Annotated in this window: 17 protein-coding genes and 1 pseudogene; 9 read left to right on the top strand and 9 right to left on the bottom strand. The window is 62.5% G+C overall.

Features of this window, described 5'->3' with window-relative positions:
* Positions 1-16: 16 nt before the first annotated feature.
* The 6 genes from RIdsm_RS07335 to RIdsm_RS07310 are packed head-to-tail and all read right to left on the bottom strand — an operon-like array spanning position 17 to position 5,773.
* Positions 17-1,192 carry an acyl-CoA dehydrogenase family protein gene (locus RIdsm_RS07335; RefSeq protein WP_057814954.1) on the bottom strand — a complete coding sequence of 392 codons (1,176 nt, stop codon included), beginning with the start codon at positions 1,190-1,192 and terminating at the stop codon, positions 17-19.
* Between the two features lie 9 nt (positions 1,193-1,201).
* Positions 1,202-2,182, bottom strand: a complete 981-nt coding sequence (locus tag RIdsm_RS07330; RefSeq protein WP_057814952.1) for a branched-chain amino acid ABC transporter permease — start codon at positions 2,180-2,182, stop codon at positions 1,202-1,204.
* 1 nt (position 2,183) lies between these two features.
* Entirely contained in the window at positions 2,184-3,050 is an 867-nt protein-coding gene (locus RIdsm_RS07325) for a branched-chain amino acid ABC transporter permease (RefSeq protein ID WP_057814950.1), read from the bottom strand.
* The gene (locus RIdsm_RS07320; RefSeq protein ID WP_057814948.1) at positions 3,047-3,793 is read right to left on the bottom strand and encodes an ABC transporter ATP-binding protein; all 747 of its coding nucleotides are present in this window, start codon (positions 3,791-3,793) and stop codon (positions 3,047-3,049) included. Before RIdsm_RS07320 ends, RIdsm_RS07325 begins: the two co-directional genes overlap by 4 nt.
* Positions 3,790-4,623, bottom strand: coding sequence for an ABC transporter ATP-binding protein (locus tag RIdsm_RS07315; protein WP_217625296.1), 834 nt, complete (start codon positions 4,621-4,623; stop codon positions 3,790-3,792). The genes RIdsm_RS07320 and RIdsm_RS07315 overlap by 4 nt, the downstream gene beginning before the upstream one ends.
* Positions 4,592-5,773 (bottom strand): ABC transporter substrate-binding protein, encoded by a 1,182-nt coding sequence (locus RIdsm_RS07310; protein ID WP_201455562.1) that lies wholly within the window; start codon positions 5,771-5,773, stop codon positions 4,592-4,594. The genes RIdsm_RS07315 and RIdsm_RS07310 overlap by 32 nt, the downstream gene beginning before the upstream one ends.
* 88 nt (positions 5,774-5,861) lie before the next feature.
* Here RIdsm_RS07310 and RIdsm_RS07305 point away from each other — a divergent pair, with 88 nt between their 5' ends.
* From RIdsm_RS07305 to RIdsm_RS07265, 9 genes are read left to right on the top strand one after another with little or no spacing between them, the layout of a single operon-like run.
* Positions 5,862-6,902: an enoyl-CoA hydratase/isomerase family protein gene (locus RIdsm_RS07305; RefSeq protein ID WP_160325833.1), complete on the top strand. Its 1,041-nt coding sequence runs from the start codon at positions 5,862-5,864 to the stop codon at positions 6,900-6,902.
* Between the two features lie 3 nt (positions 6,903-6,905).
* A complete protein-coding gene (locus RIdsm_RS07300) occupies positions 6,906-7,415 on the top strand; it encodes a hypothetical protein (RefSeq protein WP_057814942.1) in 510 nt (169 codons plus the stop codon).
* Positions 7,412-7,804 carry a Zn-ribbon domain-containing OB-fold protein gene (locus RIdsm_RS07295; RefSeq protein ID WP_057814940.1) on the top strand — a complete coding sequence of 131 codons (393 nt, stop codon included), beginning with the start codon at positions 7,412-7,414 and terminating at the stop codon, positions 7,802-7,804. Before RIdsm_RS07300 ends, RIdsm_RS07295 begins: the two co-directional genes overlap by 4 nt.
* Positions 7,801-8,955: an acetyl-CoA acetyltransferase gene (locus RIdsm_RS07290; protein WP_057814938.1), complete on the top strand. Its 1,155-nt coding sequence runs from the start codon at positions 7,801-7,803 to the stop codon at positions 8,953-8,955. The genes RIdsm_RS07295 and RIdsm_RS07290 overlap by 4 nt, the downstream gene beginning before the upstream one ends.
* A 40-nt stretch (positions 8,956-8,995) precedes the next feature.
* Positions 8,996-9,907, top strand: coding sequence for an SDR family oxidoreductase (locus RIdsm_RS07285; protein ID WP_057814936.1), 912 nt, complete (start codon positions 8,996-8,998; stop codon positions 9,905-9,907).
* The gene (locus RIdsm_RS07280) at positions 9,907-10,779 is read left to right on the top strand and encodes a MaoC/PaaZ C-terminal domain-containing protein (protein WP_057814934.1); all 873 of its coding nucleotides are present in this window, start codon (positions 9,907-9,909) and stop codon (positions 10,777-10,779) included. Before RIdsm_RS07285 ends, RIdsm_RS07280 begins: the two co-directional genes overlap by 1 nt.
* Before the next feature lie 5 nt (positions 10,780-10,784).
* A complete protein-coding gene (locus RIdsm_RS07275) occupies positions 10,785-11,945 on the top strand; it encodes an acyl-CoA dehydrogenase family protein (RefSeq protein WP_057814932.1) in 1,161 nt (386 codons plus the stop codon).
* Between the two features lies 1 nt (position 11,946).
* Positions 11,947-13,065 (top strand): NAD-dependent epimerase/dehydratase family protein, encoded by a 1,119-nt coding sequence (locus RIdsm_RS07270; RefSeq protein ID WP_057814930.1) that lies wholly within the window; start codon positions 11,947-11,949, stop codon positions 13,063-13,065.
* Positions 13,062-14,081 carry a cyclase family protein gene (locus tag RIdsm_RS07265; protein ID WP_057814928.1) on the top strand — a complete coding sequence of 340 codons (1,020 nt, stop codon included), beginning with the start codon at positions 13,062-13,064 and terminating at the stop codon, positions 14,079-14,081. The genes RIdsm_RS07270 and RIdsm_RS07265 overlap by 4 nt, the downstream gene beginning before the upstream one ends.
* Positions 14,082-14,162: 81 nt before the next feature.
* Here RIdsm_RS07265 and RIdsm_RS07260 read toward each other — a convergent pair.
* From RIdsm_RS07260 to RIdsm_RS07250, 3 genes and pseudogenes are all read right to left on the bottom strand, one after another.
* Positions 14,163-15,574 (bottom strand): annotated as a pseudogene (locus RIdsm_RS07260) (aldehyde dehydrogenase family protein).
* A gap of 232 nt (positions 15,575-15,806) precedes the next feature.
* Positions 15,807-16,979 (bottom strand): alpha-hydroxy acid oxidase, encoded by a 1,173-nt coding sequence (locus RIdsm_RS07255; RefSeq protein WP_160325832.1) that lies wholly within the window; start codon positions 16,977-16,979, stop codon positions 15,807-15,809.
* Entirely contained in the window at positions 16,972-18,423 is a 1,452-nt protein-coding gene (locus tag RIdsm_RS07250) for an FAD-binding oxidoreductase (RefSeq protein ID WP_057815115.1), read from the bottom strand. The genes RIdsm_RS07255 and RIdsm_RS07250 overlap by 8 nt, the downstream gene beginning before the upstream one ends.
* Positions 18,424-18,430 lie beyond the last annotated feature (7 nt).

The following is an 18,430-nucleotide window of genomic DNA, read 5'->3' as shown; positions in this document are numbered from 1 at the left end:
TTCCTTGTCTTCAGCGTCAGGCCGCCTGATCCTTTCCGGCCGCCTCGACGGCATTCTTAATGGACCGCGCCAGCACAAGTCTCTGAATTTCCGAGGTACCTTCGTAGATCTCGAGAATGCGCTGATCCCTGTAGAGCCGTTCGGCGAGGTTGGGCTTGCAATAGCCGAAGCCGCCCCAGATCTGCATTGCGGCATCGGCGGCCTTGTGCGCCACTTCGGACGTGTAGAGCTTGGCCATCGCACCAAGCACCTGCACGTCTTCTCCCGCGTCATAGGCGCGTGCCGCCTCGTAAAGCATCATGCGCGCGGCCGAAAGCTCGGTCGCGACATCCGCCAGCTTGAAACCGATGCCCTGGTTGTCGATGATCGCCTTCCCGAAGGCTTCCCGCTCCACCGCGCGCTCGGCGGCGGTGCGATAGGCGGCCAGCGCTAGCCCGGTGGATTGCGCCGAGACCATTATGCGGCCCACGTTGAGCGTTTTCAGCGCAAGGCGGAGTGCCCTGCCCTTTTCGCCCACCATGGCATCCTGCGGCACCCATGTGTCGAGCTTCAAGTTTGACGTCTGCGTGCCGCGGATGCCCATCTTGTCGTTGAGTTCATCTATCTCGACACCATTGGCCTCCTTGTCGACCATGAAGGCGGAAATGCCACGGCCGCCGGCGGCCGGGTCCGTCTTGGCGAAGACGACGTAGTAGCGCGAGGCGCCCCCGTTCCCGATCCAGTATTTCTCGCCCTTGATGCGCCAGCCATCGTTTTCACGCACGGCCGTCGTGGTGATGGCAGCCGCGTCGGATCCGGTGGAACGCTCGGAGAGTGCAAAGCTGGTCCCCGTACCATTTGCCATCTCGCCCAGATACTTGTCCTTCTGCTGCTTGGTGCCGCCCAGCAGCACCGGGAACGCGCCCAACTGACAGGCACAAAGGATAGCTGCAGTTGAGGCGCAGCCGCTGGCCACTTCTTCCACAACGGCAATGGTCGCCGAAAGCGGCGCGCCCTGCCCGCCGTGCTCCTTGGGTATGAAAACACCCGCGAGGCCCGACTTGACCAGCACGTCGATGCTTTCCCACGGGTAGCGCTGTTCGCGGTCAAGCTCTTCGGCGAGCGGTTCGAACGTGTCCTTCGTCAGCGCCGCGGCCGTGTCGAGCCAGGCTTGCGCGCCGGAATCGAGTTTCGGGGACCAGATGATAGACATGTCTGCCTCCTAGGTTTCTTGCCGCTCTTCGAGCGGTTGGTTTTTGGGACGGCGCAGAGCCGAGATTGTATCCTGCACCAGCCCGTATAGGCCGCGCGGAAGGAAGGAGAGCGCCATGATGAGAAGCGTCCCGAGAATGATCCGGTCGACATAGGCGCCATAGGACAGGAAGCGTTCCTGAAGGATTATGAGCGTGACGCCTAGCAGCGGTGCGAGCAGGATGCGGCGCCCGACCAGCACCACGGCGGTGAGCATCAGGATCAGGAAATACGGTGTAAGGACATCCGCGCTGATATAGGCGCGCTGATAGGCGTAGAGCCAGCCGGCGGACGCACTGATCGGCGCGGAAACAAGGAAGACCTTCATCCGGACCAGTTCGGGGCTGATACCTGACATCCGGGCCAGCGACGGATTGAGGTGCACCGTCATCGCAGCGTGCCCGAGACGGGATTTACGAAATGCAGCCACCAGGTAGAGCGTTGCCATCAGCAGTGCCCAGGCAACAGGCCAGAGCTGTTTGTCCGTAAGCGCCCTGTACCCGAAAAGCTCGAAGGCCGGGATGCCCGTTACCCCGTCAGACCCGCCGAGGAAGGCCCAGTTGGAAGCAACGGTCATCGCCACAACAGAAACCGCGTAGGTCACCAGGGAGAAGACGAACTCTCGCAGGCGCAAGGTCACGAAAGCAATGGCCCCCGCCATAACGAGAACGACCAACAGCGAGAGCACCAGCGTCGAGAGCGGATCAAGACCGGCGCGCGACGAGGCGATCGAGGTGACATATGCCCCGCCGGCAAAGAAAACCGGGTGGGCGAGGCTGACCTCGCCAAGATCCGAGACAATGATGTCGAGCCCGTAGGACATGACCGCGAAAATCGCGATGATGACACATGCGGAGAAGACAACATTGGCGCCGCCGCTCAGCCAGGGTAGCGCGAGGAAGCCGACCCCGAGTACGGGAAGGACGAGTTTGCGAAGCGTTGCGCCCTGCATTTCAATGACCTCCCATCTTCTGGGTCATGCCGCCCGGACGCAAGACCAGCACCGCGATCAAAACCACGAACATCGCGGCGGTCGCGTAGGCCGAGGAAACATAGGCCCCGAAGAACGCAGTGAAGAGCCCGAGGCCCAGCCCGGCGAGGTAACTGCCCGTTACCGAGCCGATGCCGCCCAGGACCACGACCACGAAGGTGATGATCACCTCCTCGAAGCCCATCGAAGTCAGGATTGGCGTGCGCGGTGCAACCATGGCCGCGGCCAGTGCAACCGTGGCCCCCTCGAAGGCGAATACGCCCAGGTAGATGCGCTTGATGGAAATACCCGCCAGCTGCGCAAGCTTGGGATCTTCGGCGACCATGCGCACCTTGCGGCCAACCGGGCTGTGCTCGATCACGTATTTCAGCGAGATGAAAACCAGGATCGTGACGATGACAGTGGCCACGTCCTGCCAGGTGAACCAGATATCGCCCCAGTAAATGTCTTTCAGGGAAAGCGGCGTATCCAGTATCTGCCCGGTCGAACCGAAGGTGAGCGCCGCGGCCCCCTCAATCACGTAGCCGAACCCGAGCGTTACGATCATGACCGAGACAAGATCCTGCCTTATGGTGAGGCTGAGCATGGTGCGCTGCATGACGTATCCCACGCCGACGCCCACCATCATCGCCAGCGGTATGGCGGCGAGATAGGGCAGGTCGAGACCTGTCATGGCGAACCAGGTGACGAAGGCACCGAGCATATACATCTGCCCGTGTCCGAAATTGACGAGCCGGGCCACACCCAGAAGCACCGTCCAGCCGATGGCGATGAGCGCATATGCATGACCAAGAACGAGCCCGTTGATAACCTGTTGTGCAAAATTCATGGGGCCTGCCCTCCCAGATAGGCTTCTGCGATGCGTGGGTCGTCTCGCATCTCGGTGGCGGTGCCCTCGGCCAGGATCCGGCCGCGTTCGATCAACGCCACCTTGTCGACCACCTCTATCGCTGCTTTCACGTTTTGCTCGATGAGCAGCACGGTCAGCCCGTTGTCGGCCAGCTGTCGGATCGTCTTGAGCACAGTCGAGACGAGCTTAGGCGCGAGGCCGATCGAGGGCTCGTCGAGTAGAAGAACCCTTGGCGCGAGGCGCAGAGCCCGCGCGATGCCAAGCATCTGCCGCTCGCCACCCGACAATTGCCCTCCCAGATGCTCACGCCGGTTGGCGAGGTTGGGAAAGAGATCGTAGATGTCATTCAGCGAGTAGATATGCCGCCCCGCAGCTTCGGCCTCGGATGCGTGGTGGGCAAGGTTGTCGGCCACACTCATTGTGTGGAAGATCAATTGGCTCTCGGGAATGAGAAGCAGCCCCTTCTTCACGCGCTGTGTCGTGTCCAGCCGGCTCAAGTCCTCGCCGTCGAGCACAACACGGCCTGAAACGCGAGGCGCGCCGCGCGACCAGTTGAGGATTGCCCCGACAAGCGTGGACTTCCCGGCACCATTGGCCCCCACAACCCCCATGAGCTCCTGCTCGTGGAGTGCAAGGCGATTTACCGTCAGTGCCCGGTTGCCGTTGTAGTCGGCCGTTAGGTTCTCGATCTCGAGAACCGGACTTTTTGCCTGCTCGGTCATTCCGCACGCCCCAGGTAGGCTTCCAGCACCTCGGGAGAGTTGCGGATGTCTGCGGGCACGCCGCTTGCGATCATGCGGCCCTGATCGAGCACGACGATTTGGTCGGTGACGCTCATGATCAGATCCATGTGATGTTCGATGACGACCAGCGCGACGCCGTTGTCCCTGAGCGTGAGCATCAGGTCGACGAGGTTCTGCATGTCTTCGCCGCCGAGTCCGGCTGCCGGTTCGTCCAGCAACAGGATGTCGGCACCCGTGGCGTTGGCGAGCGCGATCGAAAGAGAGCGCTGCGTGCCATAGGGAATCTGCGTCGGGTAGCTGTCATGGTAGGCTTCAGGGATGCCCATCCAGACCAGCGCTTCGCGGGCCGCGTCTCGGGCCTGGGCTGCGCGCCGGGCAGAGGCCAGAGGACGAAAAATTGTCTGACCAAGGGATGAGCCGTGGGCATGTTGCATCACGGCGATCATGTTTTCGAGAACGGTGATGTTGGAAAAGAACGTGTTTTGTTGAAACGCCCGGCGCAGACCGAGCGCGGCGAGGCCATGGGCGGGCACGTCGGTCACATCCTGATCACCGATCCGCACGCGACCGGCACGTTGCACCATGTTGGTCGTGGCATTGTAGCAGGTGCTCTTGCCGGCGCCGTTCGGGCCGATGATCCCGAGGATTTCGCCCGGCCTCACGGTGAAGGAGACCCCGTCGAGGGCAACGAGCGCACCATAGCGCACCCGAAGCCCATCGACGGTGAGCGACCGCCCGTTGCCTTGAGAAACAGTCATCTGGCGATCGCCCTGCTGCTCAGCTGCCGGTCCGGACGACGATCTCGCCATCCACCACGTCGAAGAGATAGTGGTTTGAGTTGAGCTGGCCGTTGTCACCGAACGTTATGTCACCCAGAATGGTGCCTTCAAAGCTGCCGCCACGCATGCGTTTTGCGACATCTTCCTTGGCGAAACTGCCGGTGTCTTCCACCGCCTTCGCCCAGATTTGCAGCGCTGCTGCACCAAGTGCCATGAACTTGTCAGGCGTGTAGTCGTGCAGCTCTTCCGTCTTGGAGACAAAGGCCATGTTCGCCTCGTTTGACGCGAAAGGCTCGACCGCCGGAAAGTAGATATCCGCACCGATCAGGCCATTGGCCGCTTCGCCGGCCACCTCGATGACGCTGGGCGCCACGGTACCCACGGCTGCAACCAGCTGCCCCGGAACTCGAGAGCGAGAATGCTGGCGGATCAGCGCCGGCATGCCCAGACCTTCATTTGCATTGATCGCAATCGTCACGTCCGGCTCGGCCGACTTCACGTTGGAGAGCGAGACCCGGAAATCGGCCTGATCGAAGGGGAACTTCTCTTCAGCCACGACCTCGTATTCATGGCCCATCTTTTCGAGGGCCGACTGGATGGACGCCTGCGCGCCGTTCCCGTAGGCATCGTTTTCCGTCATGAAGGCCACGCGGGTCAGGGCGTTGTCGACGATGTACTTGGCAACAACCTCACCATCCTGGGCGTTCGAGCTGTTGAAGCGCACCGCCAGCGGGTTCCCCTCGCCCGAAAGGATCGGGTCGGCCTTTGAAATCGCGGTGATATCCATAATACCCGCGCGATTGATGACCGGCTGCATGGCCAGCGTCACAGGGCTGTTCCAGCCTTCGATGATGACCTCGACACCTTCGGCAATCAGCTCATTGGCGCGAGACACGCCCACGGCGGGGGTCGATTCGTCGTCCCGCATCACAAGTTCGATCTGGCGCCCCATGACGCCGCCATCCTCGTTGATGATCGCAGCCATCGATTCGATGGCCCAACTCACGTGCTTCCCCTGAGGCCCGGCCCCTCCGCTGAAGGGGAAGATAACCCCGACCTTGACGGGATCTTCCTGCGCGATCGCGGCGCTGGCCGCGAGGCCGAGCCCCACGACGGCAGATACAATTGGCTTGACTAGTTTGTGCATGTTTTTCCTCCCTAACACAAAAAGCATACTCATAGGTATGTTCATGCGTCAACCCATTCCGATACTCCGGAAGCCAACACACAAAAAGCAAGCCTTCCACGTACACACAAACGGTCGGTCAATGACCACGCTACGAACTAGCTATGTTTCTGCAGGCGCAGAATATCTTTATTACACTGTTTTTATTTCATTAAATATAAAGATCGCGTGCATGATTTCTGCGGATGAACCCAAGCTTCTCCTCGCCGAAAATATCAGAAAATCCTCTATGATCGACCACAAATCAGCGCCTTCTAACAACGGGCCAAGAGCAGAAATTTGTGATTCCATCTTGTCAGCATACCCACTGGTATGTCACGTTCTCGCCAGGAGGAGCCCCATGCCCACGACTGACAAGCCCGTGATTCATACGGCCCGCAAGGCCGCCGTGACGACCATAACGATCAGCCGCCCCGAGGCGCGCAACGCGCTCAACGTGGCCGTTCTCACTGGCATGGCCGAAGCGATGGAGGCCGCCGAGGCCGATGGCGAAACGCAGATCATCATCCTGACTGGCGGAGCAGATACCTTCTCGGCCGGGGCGGATATCGACATGCTGTCCGGGCAAACGGCAGCGAGCTACGTGACTTCGCCCAACCGCTTCGGCTTTGAGCGCATTCGCGACTCGCGTCTTCCGGTCATCGCCGCGGTATCGGGCTTCTGCCTTGGCGGCGGCTGCGAGATCGCACTGGCCGCAGACATCGTGATCGCCTCCGACACGGCGGTTTTCGGCCAGCCTGAAATCAACCTCGGCATCATCCCAGGGGCGGGTGGCACCCAACTTTGGGGAGAACGCGCAGGCCGAGGAATGCAGGCCGAGGCAGCCATGCGGGGAGGGTTCGTCGACGCCTATGCCGCCCGTCGCGCCGGGTTGGTCGACAGGGTCGTGCCGAAAGAGGCGCTGCTTGGCGCCACCGCCACGGAAGCAGAACACCTCGCCCGCAAAGCCCCTCTGGCCCTGCGCGCAGTCAAATCGGCAATGAGAGCGCGTTGGCGGATGTCCGCGGTGGCCGCGCTCGACCACGAGGTCGCCTTGATGGCCAACCTGCTGGCTTCTTCCGATGCCAGCGAAGGGATCACTGCCTTTCTTGAGAAACGCCAGCCCGACTTCACGGGAAACTGACCGATGACCGCCTTCAAGATTTCCGACACCATGACGGATGCCGAGCTCGGCCGAGGCATCGGCAAGGCCTTGCGCGCGGGTGGTGCCCTTTTTATCGAAGGTGAGATGCGCGCCGCGCTTCAGGCAGACGCCAGCACCTGGATCACCATTCTGGCCCGCTCGCGGATGCCCGTTTCGCTTGCTCTTTCGGGCGAATTCGGCCCGCGCGGGGTGGCCCTGGCGCTGCTCGCCGACTTGGTTTCGGTGTCCGACGCCACCGGCGCGGACGGTGCACATCGTGGGCCGTTGATTGCGGCGCTTGCCGCCAATCGCATGGGCCAGGTCGCCGCACGCGCGTTTCTGGCCGAGCCCTGCCCCCTGACCGCCCTTGGGGCCGCCGGGGTCTTGCATAGTGGCGCGGCCGACCTCCTTGCCAGATACAAGTCGGCGCTCGTCGCGGCGGCTGAACTGCCCTTCGACGAGGCGATCGCCTTTGCCGCCCTTACCCACGCCAATCAGGACGAAATGCAATGAGCACGACAGACCCCAGATTCGACGGGGCCGGCCCCGAGACACGCTGGACAGACCTTCTTGAAAGCGGCGTGTTCGCCATCCAGACCTGCGGCGCCTGCAATGCATCCCAGTTTCCGCCCGTGGCTACCTGTCAGGCTTGCGGTGCCCCCGAGCCTGCCCTCGTGCCCGCCAGCGGCCCGGGCACCGTGTATGCCACGACGACCGTGCGCGCTCGCGACGGCGCCTATGACGTGTCAATCATCGAACTCGACGAAGGCCCGCGCATCATGAGCCGGGTGGAAGGCGTGACCGCGGAGGAAGTACAGATCGGACAGCGCGTCACTGCCCGTGTCGACACAGGTGGCGAAACACTCGTGGTCGTCTTCGATCGCGCGGAGGAGCGGGCATGAGCGATCTGCGCGGCGCCATTTCCGTGGCCGGAATCGGCAACACCAATCGCTGGAATGCGCCCGGGCGAACGGCCTTCGACCAGTTGCAGGAGGCCACCTTCCTTGCGCTGGAAGACGCCGGCCTCTCCCTGAAAGACGTGGATGCGCTCTATTGCGCGCACTCCACCAGCGGGCTGCCGGTTCTCAACGCTGCCGAACGCCTTGGTGTCGCGGGGCAACTGCGACATGCCGACGGCACGATGGTGGGTGGGGCTTCATTCCTGTTTCACCTGCGCTCTGCCATGTCGGCGCTCGCGACCGGCCAGTGCGACGTGGCGCTCGTATGTTACGGCTCCAACCAGCGCAGCGCTGGCGGCAAGCTTGCCCCTATGCCGGACCCGCAGCCCTTCGAAGCGCCCTACAAGCCACGTTACCCGCTTTCGAGCTACGCGTTGGCTGCGGGACGGCATATGCATGACTATGGCACCACGCGCGAGGACCTGGCCCGGGTGGCCGTGGCCGCGCGCGAATGGGCACGTATGAACCCCGCCGCCTTCGAACGGGAAGAATTGACCGCCGATGACGTTTTGTCGGCTCGCATGGTGAACGACCCGCTGACCAAGGCGGATTGCTGCCTTGTCACCGATGGCGGCGCTGCCATCGTTCTGACCCGGACGGACAGGGCCCGTGATTTGCGCCAGCCACCCGTGCCGGTGCTGGGCAGCGGTATCGCCGTGAGCCATCGCCAGATAGCATCTATGCCCTCTCTCTCAGAGACCGCGGCGAAACACTCCGGTGCAGCGGCCATGGCCCAGGCGGGCGTGCGGCCCGAGGATATCGACCACGTAATGGTCTACGACGCCTTCACCATCTGCACGCTGATGTTCCTCGAAGATCTCGGGTTCTGCCCAAAGGGCGAAGGCGGGGCCTTCGTGTCCTCAGGCGCCATCGCACCGGGCGGCAGCCTGCCGGTGAACACGAACGGCGGGGGCCTGAGCTGCAACCACCCCGGTATGTATGGGCTTTTCACATTAATCGAAGCGGTGCTTCAACTACGCGGACAGGCCGGTGCGCGACAGGTCGATGGCGCCGAAATTGCGCTCGCACATGCCAATGGCGGTGTTCTTTCCAGCCAGGCCACCGCCATTCTGGGCACGGAGGCTGCGCTTTGACCACGCATCCGAAGAAACAGCATGCAGACAGGGAGACACCATGACAGGGGTTCTGGAAGGAAAAACCGCAATCGTCACAGGCGCGGGGCAAGGCGTGGGCAAGGCCATTGCCGAAGGCCTCGCCAGAGAAGGCGCCAATGTGGTTGTCAACGATATCGGTGTGACCCTCACCGGCGAAGCCGAGAACGCCGGCGCCGCCGACGCGGTGGCCCAAGGCATCCGGTCCAACGGAGGCCAGGCGGTCGGCTCCACGGCATCGGTCAGCGAATGGGACGGCGTTCAGCAGATGATGCAATCTGCGATGGACAATTTCGGCGGGCTCGACCTCGTGGTGAACAATGCCGGTATCCTGCGTGACGCAATCTTCCACAAGATGGATCCCGACCAGTTCCGCGCCGTGATCGATGTACACCTGATGGGAAGCTTTTACCTCAGCCGGGCCGCAGCGGGAGTCTTCCGCAACCAGAACGGCGGCGCCATGGTTCACATGACGTCCACGGCCGGGCTGATCGGCAATTTCGGTCAGGCCAACTACATGGCCGCCAAGATGGGCATCGTGGGCCTGTCGCGGGCCATCGCGATGGACATGCAGCGGTACAACGTGCGCTCGAACTGCATCGCGCCTTTCGCATGGTCGCGCATGGTCAGTTCCATTCCCACCGAGACGGAAGCCGACAAGGATCGTGTCGCCAAGCTGAAGCGGATGACCCCCGAGAAGATTGCACCGCTTGTAGCCTTCCTCGGCTCAGACGCGGCGGCAGGAATTTCGGGCCAGATCTTTTCGGCCCGCAACAATGAGATCTACCTCTTTTCCCAGCCGCGCCCGGTACGCAGCCTGCACCGCGGCGATGGCTGGACGGCAGAGAGCATTGCCGAGATGGCATCTGCGTTCCGGCCGCATCTCACCCCGCTCGAACGCTCCGCGGATGTCATCTCGTGGGATCCGGTCTGATGCCACTTAACCCCGACTACCTGATGTCGCTCGATCGCGACGAGATCGTACAGGAGTGGTCCTGGAAGGACGCCGCGATCTATGCGCTCGGCCTCGGTTATGGCGACGACCCGCTCGACAAGCGGCAATTGCGTTTTCTTGACCATGCTCAGCAAATGCAGGCCATGCCGGCCATGGTCAACGTACTGGGCTATGACGGTGCCTGGCTGCGGGACGAGAAGACCGGCGTGGATTACCTCAAGGTCGTTCATGGCGAACAGGCCATGCGCATGCATGGCCCCCTGCCCGTCGAGGGCCGCATCCGGGCAAAGACGCGGATCGTTGAACTGGTGGACAAGGGCCCCGGCAAGGGCGCGCTGATCGTGACCGAACGCGAGATTTCCGACGCCGAAACGGGCGAGCCCATCGCCAGCGTCAATCACAATGTTTTCTGCCGCGGGGCCGGCGGGTTCGGCGGCAGCGCCCGGCAGAGCGTGACGATGGAAAGGCCGCCAGAACGCGCTCCGGACGGCACGGTCAGCGTGTCCACGCCGCCGCAACTGGCGCTGATTTACCGGCTTTCGGGCGATCTCAACCCGCTGCATTCCGACCCCACCGTCGCGCGCAAGGCCGGGTTCGAAAGACCTATTCTGCATGGGCTGTCCACCTTCGGCATCGCGTGCCGGGGCATGATGGATGCGCTGTGCGACGCGGATGGCTCGCGAGTTAAGAGCTTGGCGGGACGTTTCTCGGCGCCGGTCTACCCCGGGGAGACCCTGAGCATCGACTACTGGACGGAAAGCCCCGGCAAGGCCGCCTTCGAAATGCGCGTACCGGAGCGTGAGGCCACCGTTCTTGGAAGCGGGCGTTTCGATTACATGATGGAGGCGTAAGCCAGATGAATTTCGACCTCTCTGACGATCAGAAAGCCTTGAAGGAAACCGCGCGCAAGTTCGTGCAGGCCGAACTGCCGGACCTTGCGCGGGAGATAGACGACACGGCCGAGCCGGTGAGCCATGATTGGCTCAAACGCTACGGTGACATGGGCTTCCTGGGGGTAAACACGCGGGAGGAATATGGCGGACTGGGCCTGTCGCATCTCGATGCCTTTCTCGTCATGGAAGAATTCGCCAAGGTCTCGGTCGGGGTGGCCTTTCCTGTCTTCGAATGCTGCGCCGGGCCGGTCCGCATCGTCGAGGCGCTTGGGCATCCGGATCTTGCCGCGCGTGTTGTGCCTCAGGCGGCCGCAGGCGAGTTGCTGGTGGCTATCTCCATGTCGGAACCCGACGCGGGCACGGCCCTGACAGATCTCCGAACCACGGCCCGTTTGGATGGCCAAGAGGTCGTCATCAACGGCGCCAAGCGCTGGTGCTCGGGTGCAGGCCATTCGGATGGATATGTCGTTTTCTGCAGGTTCGACGGCATCCAGGGCGCCAAGGGCGTGGGAGCAGTTTTCGTCGATCGCGATACGGAGGGGCTCAGCTTCGGCCCGCAAGAAAAGCTTATGGGCTTCCGCGGCGTATCCTCGGCCGATATGAATTTCGACGAAGTTCGGGTGCCACGCGAACACGTGATCGTAGAGGCTGGCGGATTCGGCAAGCTGATGGGTCTTTTCAACATCGAGCGGCTGGGCAATGCCACCATGGCGCTCGGCACCGCGTCGGGGGCGCTCGAGATGGTGACTCAATACGTTCAGGAACGCCATCAGTTCGGCAAGCCGATCGTCGACTTTCAGGCGGTACAGATCAAACTGGCCGAAATGGCCGTAAAGGTAGAGGCCACGCGGCTGATGATCCATCGTGCCGCAGCCAACGCCGAGACTGGCCTGCCCGACAGCCAGCAAGCCGCCATGGCCAAATGCATGGCCAACGAGATGACGCGGGAAGTGACAACCACCGCGATGCAACTCATGGGAGGGTACGGCTACGCGAAGGAATACGGAATGGAACGCCGCGTGAGGGACAGCTTTGGCTGGGGCATCGCCGGCGGGTCGATCGACATTCAGAAGATCAATATTGCCGCCGGGCTTATCGGTCGACGCTTCAGTCAGAGGGGATGAGATGGCGCAACCGCACGTCCTGATCGCGGGTGCCTCAGGGGTCATCGGCCGGGCGGCCGTTGCCCGTTTCGCGTCCGCCGGCTGGAAGGTCACGGCGCTCTCGCGGCGCGATCCAAAACTGGACTGCACCTACGCCCATCTTCCCGTCGACCTGACCAATTCCACCGCATGCGTCGAGGCCATCGCCGGCCTCGATCCCGTCACTCACCTCGTGTATGCCGCCGTCTACGAGGAACCGGATCTCGTAAACGGCTGGCGCTCGGCGGCGCAGATGGAAACCAACCGTGCCATGCTGGAAAATCTGCTCGAACCGCTCGGCATGTCGGGCTCGCTTTCCCACGTCTCGGCCTTTCAAGGCACAAAGGCCTACGGCGTTCATATCCGCCCCTTCCCTGTTCCCGCCCGTGAAAGCTGGCCGCGCCATGACCATGAGAATTTCTATTGGCTTCAGGAAGACCTGCTGCGGGCCGCGGCCGAGAAAGCGGGTTTCGGGTTCACTATCTGGCGGCCCCAAGTTGTCTTTGGCGATGCCATCGGCGCAGTTATGAACGTGCTGCCGGTGATTGGTGCCTTTTCCGCGCTGGAAGCTGCGCAGGGGCGGCCGCTTTGCTTCACCGGCGGGCCGGATTACGTGCTGGAAGCGGTGGATGCCGGGCTTATCGCCGGGGCGTTGTTCTGGGCCGCCGAAGCTGAAACCGCAAGAAACGAGATATTCAACATCACCAATGGCGATGTCTTCGCGTGGCGCAACGTCTGGCCCGCCATCGCCGAGGCACTCGGTGCTACGCCCGGCTCTGACGCGCCGCAGCGTCTGGCCGATACCCTTCCGCCGCGGGCGGAAGAGTGGCGCGCGCTTGCCCGGTTGGAGGGGCTGGCCTGTGAAGACCTCGGCGCGCTCATGGGCCGCTCCCATCACTATGCCGATTTCATTTTCGCGACCGGCGCCAAGCGCCCGCCTGCGCCAGTGATCGTTTCGACCATCAAGCTCCGCAAGGCGGGCTTTGGCGGCTGTGTCGATAGCGAAGACATGTTCCGCAAGCTGATCCGTCAGTTGCAGGACCGCAACGTTCTGCCTTCGCGCGAGCGTATCGAAAGACTCAGCAACGGGAGGACGCCATGACAGAACAACGCTGGAAAAACCGGCCCGAAGGATCAAACTGGGGGGATTTCGGCCCGGATGATCAGATCGGCCGGATGAATCTGCTCACGCCCGAGGCGCGGCTGCGCGGTGCCCGCGAGATCCGCGAAGGGCGGTCATTCTGCCTGTCGCTTCCACTGGACTATCCGGGCGGCAACGTGCTTTTCCCCCTCCGCAAGGAACCCGTCTTCCACCATGAAAAACGAGGGGACGGTCATAATTTCAACTTCGATCTATCGGGCGTTTCACCTTGTTATTGCGACGTAATATCCGATGACGCGGTAACGCTGTACACCCAGTATTCAACGCAATGGGATGCACTTGCTCACGTCGGCATGCGATTTGATGCCGACGGCGACGGTGTGGCCGAGAAGGTCTATTACAACGGTTATCGCGGCGGTAGCGATATCGTCGGGCCCGATGAGGGGGACGATCACGGAGCCGCGGCCCTCGGCATCGAGAACCTGGCGGCCTGTGGTGTGCAGGGTCGCGGCGTGATGGTCGACCTTGAGAGAGCTTACGGACGCGATCGTAAACTGATCGACTACGACGCCCTCATGAAAGCCATGGACGGCATGGATGTCGAGGTGGAATCAGGGGACTTTCTTTGCCTCAACACTGGCTTTGCCGACCTTGTTCTGTCGATGAACAAACAGCCAGACGGAGAGGTTCTGGCCAATGCCTGCGCCGTGCTTGACGGCAGGGATGAGCGGCTGCTCAACTGGGTCACTGACAGTGGTATCGTGGCTATCTGTGCAGACAATTTCGCAGTTGAGGCCTACCCATCGCGTGTGCCAGATGAAGAACGTTTCCCGGCGTTGCCGTTGCACAACCACTGTCTTTTCAAACTCGGCATCCACCTTGGTGAGTTGTGGCATTTCGGGGAACTTGCCGCATGGCTGAGTGAAAACCAACGTTCAGCCTTCTTCCTTACAGCCCCGCCATTGCGCCTGCCAGGTTCGGTGGGCTCGCCGGTGACACCGATCGCGATGGTGTGACATGTCTTGTCCAAGAGCCATATCAGGACAACCTGGCCAGGCGGACAACAGTTGCAATTTTTCATTCTTTTCACCGGCATATCACACCGGCCGACGCAATGGACACCTCAGGACAGCATCGTCCACCGATGACTTGAGTGTTTCGAGCAACATCTCGCTGAAGATCGACTGCGGAAAGAGATGCTTGGCGTCGTGGAAAGACTTGCGCGGCATCATGCCGAAATCGGTGTCTTTGGGGACCTTCACGGCCTCTTCGGCATCCTTCACCGAAATCACCGAGAGGACCGGCCCGAAGATTTCTTCCCGGGCGATGCGCATGTCGTTGTTGACGTTGTCGAAGATCGTCGGCGCCACGTAGTAGCCCCCGGTTTCCTCGTTGAGCTTGCCGCCGCCTGTCGCGATGGTTGCGCCCTGTTCGAGGCCGGTCTCCATATAGCTCAGGACACGCTCGTACTGTTCGGCACTAACCAGCGGGCCCATCTTGGTGGCCGCGTCGAACGGGTCGCCCACGACGATCTCGCGGGCTTTCTCGACCACCTTTTCAAGGAGCTTGTCCTTGATGCCGTCCTGGACCACGACGCGGGAGCCCGCGTTGCAGACCTGGCCCGCGTTGGAGAAGATGCCCGCCGCGACGCCGGCGGCGGCGGCATCGAGATCGGCGTCGGCGAGGACGACCTGGGGCGACTTGCCGCCGAGTTCGAGGCTGACGCGCTTGCCGTTGCTTTGGCCGGCATAGACCTGGAACATCCGGCCGACGGCGGTCGAGCCCGTGAAGGCCAGGCAATCGACATCCATGTGGCGGCCAAGCGCCTGCCCTGCGGTTTCACCGTATCCGGAGAGGACGTTGAAGACGCCCGCGGGAATGCCGGCTTCGACGGCCAGTTCGGCAATGCGCAGCGCGGTGTAGGGGGATTGCTCGGCCGGTTTGAGGGTGACCGAGTTGCCGGCGGCGAGCGCCGGTGCGAATTTCCACGCGGCATGGAGAGCGGGAAGTTCCAAGGCACCACGGCGCCCACGACGCCGACGGGCTCGCGCACTGCGATGGCAAGCATCGAGTCGTCGGTGGGGCCAACCTCGCCGTAGATCTTGTCGATCGCCTCGCCGAACCAGGCGACGCAGCCTGCGGCGGAGGGAATGTCGCCATTGGTGGCGTTGACGAGCGGCTTGCCCACGTTCAGGGTTTCGAGCAGGGCGAGATCATCGCGGTTTTCGAGGATCAGCTCGGAGAACCGGAGCATGATGCGGCGCCGGTCCTGCGGGGCCATGCGCGACCATGTGCCGGCCTCGAAGGCGGCGCGGGCGCTCTTGACGGCGTCATCGACATCCGCGGCATCGCAATCGGCGACGGTGCCGATGGTTTCGCCGGTGCCGGGGAATATACAGGGCAAGGTCTTGCCTGATCTGGCCGAAACCCATGCGCCACCGATGAATGCCTTGTCCGGCAGGGGAATCTGCAGCCTGTCAATTTGCGACGTCACGGCTTCATTCTGCATGGGGGGTTTCTCCAAACTTGTCTTCTTGAGTTTCGGAGGGATGCTAGCAGTGGGGAAGGTATAAGGAACATTCAATTGAGTTGGCTCAGAACGTGCCAAAAGTTATGATCTTTCGGGGTTTTTCGGCCGGAACGCGGACGGGAGGATCTGTCGGAGGACAAGGCCAGAGCGACGGGCATGGGCACCCAGGCAAGGCCGCGCCACTGTCGGACGTGACACGCCCCGCCGGGCCTTATTTGCCAATGTAATCGCGTTCGACGGAAGCTTGGCGAATGTCTGCGAGCGTTCGGCATCCGCACATCGCCATGGTTCGGTCCAGTTCGTCGGCAAGGATATCAACCATCGCCTGCACACCGGCCTGCCCGCCACTTGCCAGGCCATAGAGCATCGCCCGCCCCAACAGGACGGCATCCGCGTCCGCATGGAGCAGCTTGAAGACATCGCTGCCCCGCTGCACCCCGCTATCGGCAAGGAGTGTCGTCTTGTCGCCCAGGGCCTTCCGCAGCGCGGGCAGCATGTCGAGCGGCGCGACGGAAATGTCGAGGTTTCGCATGCCATGGCTTGACACGATGACCCCGTCGGCCCCTTCGGAAACCGCGCGCCGGGCATCGTCGGGGTGTAGGATTCCCTTCAGAAGTAGCTTTCCCTTCCAGGCCGCGCGGACCTTGGCCACGTGATCCCAGTTCAGACCTGCCTGGTGGGTCATCGGCGGCACATCACGCCCGGTAATGGTTGCCTCCGCGGCGCGGGGGTGATGGGCGAACCGTGGCAAGCCACCTCTGACCAAGGCGCGCCCGAGAACGTCCGCGGCCCATAGGGGGCGTGACAGCACATCGGCAATGTTGCGCGGCCCGTATCGCAGCGGCAGACCGAAGCCGTTGTGCTGGTTGAATGTCCGCTTGGGATATACTGGTGTGTCGATCGTCATCACCAGTATTTCGACGCCTGCATCCCGGGCTCGTGCCAGCAATGGCCGCCAGTTTTCCTCGCCTGTCCAGAGGTAGATCTGAAACCAATGCTCGGCAGGGGAAGCCGCGGCAATTTCGTCTATCGATAGAAGGCCTTCGGTGGCGACGCAGAACGGCAGGCCGAGGCTGCGCGCGGCCCGGCTGAGCGCGATGTCGCCCCTGTGGCGGACCATGCCCGAAAAGGCAGTGGGCGCCATGATGAAGGGGAGCTCTCGGTGCGTTCCCAGGTAATCCGCCGACAGATCACGCGCCGCCCCGCCAGTAAGAACCCGGGGCACCACGCGCAGCGCGTCGAACCGCGCGCGGTTGTGAGACATGGCCGTCTCAGCTTCGGTCCCCCGATCGATGTATTCGAAAACACCCCGTGGCAGGCGCCGCCGGGCCTGTGCCCGCGCTTCCCGGCAATCCAGAAAGGACGTCGTTTTCCGGTCAGTCACCGAGAAAGAGTTTGCCTGGATTCATGATGTTATCCGGATCGAAGACCCGCTTGATCCCGCGCATGATAGCAATCTCTTCGGGGCCGACGGCCCGGGCAAGTCGCGCGCGGTAACTCAGACCGATCCCGTGTTCCGCGGTGACACCGCCCTGCAGTTCCGAGACGACGTCGTCGATGATCTGGTCCAGTTCGCCCGAAACCTTGTTGTAGTCATCGGGATGGGGGAACCTGCCCTGGGCGAAGAGCACCACGAGGTGCATGTTGCCGTCGCCGAGGTGGCCGACGTAGAGCGGGCGCGAGTCCGGGAACGCCTCGAGGATCCGCTCTCGGGTCATCTCGACGTAATCCTCCTGACACATCAGCGGCACTGAGCTGTCATGCGACATGTTCGGCCCGGAATGGCGGATCGCGTCGGACACCGCGTGGCGGAGGAACCAGAACTCCTCTGCCTGGCGGTCGTTCTGGGCGATGACAACGTCCTGCGCCAGTTCGTCTTCCAGCGCCTTGACCAGCGTCTCCTGCATCAAGGCTGCAAGATCGGTGTCTTCGCGCGTGTCGGAAACCTCGAGCAGCAAGGACCATGTTGGCAGGGCCTCGAACGGAAGCCGCGTGCCCTGCATCTGCTCCAGTACAAGGCGCATGTAGTCGGCTTCGGTGATCTCGGCTGCGGTGACGCGCTCGCCGAATGCCGCCTTCATCCGTCGAAGGATCTTGAGACCGGCGTCGACCGAGTCGACCGCGACCAGCGCCGTTTCGCGGCTTAGCGGCCGCGGGAAAATGCGCAGAACTGCGGCAGTGATAATTCCGAGCGTGCCCTCCGAGCCGATGAAAAGCTGCTTGAGGTCATACCCGGTATTGTTCTTGCGCAGGCCGGACAGCCTGCTGATGATTTCGCCCGAAGGCAGCACCACTTCCAGCCCGAGAACCAGATTGCGCGTGACCCCGAAGCGCAGCGCGGCCGTGCCGCCCGCGTTCGTGGCGATGTTCCCGCCGATCTGGCAGCTCCCCTCGGCGCTGAGGCTGAGGGGAAACTGCATGTCTTCTGCCTCGGCCGCGTCCTGAATGGATTGAAGAACGCAACCCGCCTCGACGGTGATGGTTTCCGCCAACGGAGAAATCTCGCGGATCCTGTTCATCCGGCGCATCGACAGGCCGATGCCCTTAATGATCTCTCCGCTTTCGGATTTTCTTGCCACAACGGCGGCACTACCGACAAGGCCGGTATTGCCGCCGATGGGGGTGATCGGGATACGGTGCCGGGCACACAACCGAACCACGTCGCTTACCTCTGCGGTCGAGCCGGGCTCGACGATGCAGAGAGCGTCGCCTTCGTAACGCCTCCGCACGTCGATGAGAAAACCCGCGACCTGGTCGTCTGCCGTGAGGACGTGGGCTTCGCCCACCACGGTTTGCAGCGAGGTCAAAAAATCGGTCGTGTCCAACATCCGCGTC

It is taken from the genome of Roseovarius indicus (genome assembly GCF_008728195.1).
Lineage (GTDB): Bacteria > Pseudomonadota > Alphaproteobacteria > Rhodobacterales > Rhodobacteraceae > Roseovarius > Roseovarius indicus.
The sequence above is the reverse complement of the archived record's forward strand: the minus strand, read 5'-3'. Positions and strand labels throughout refer to the sequence as shown.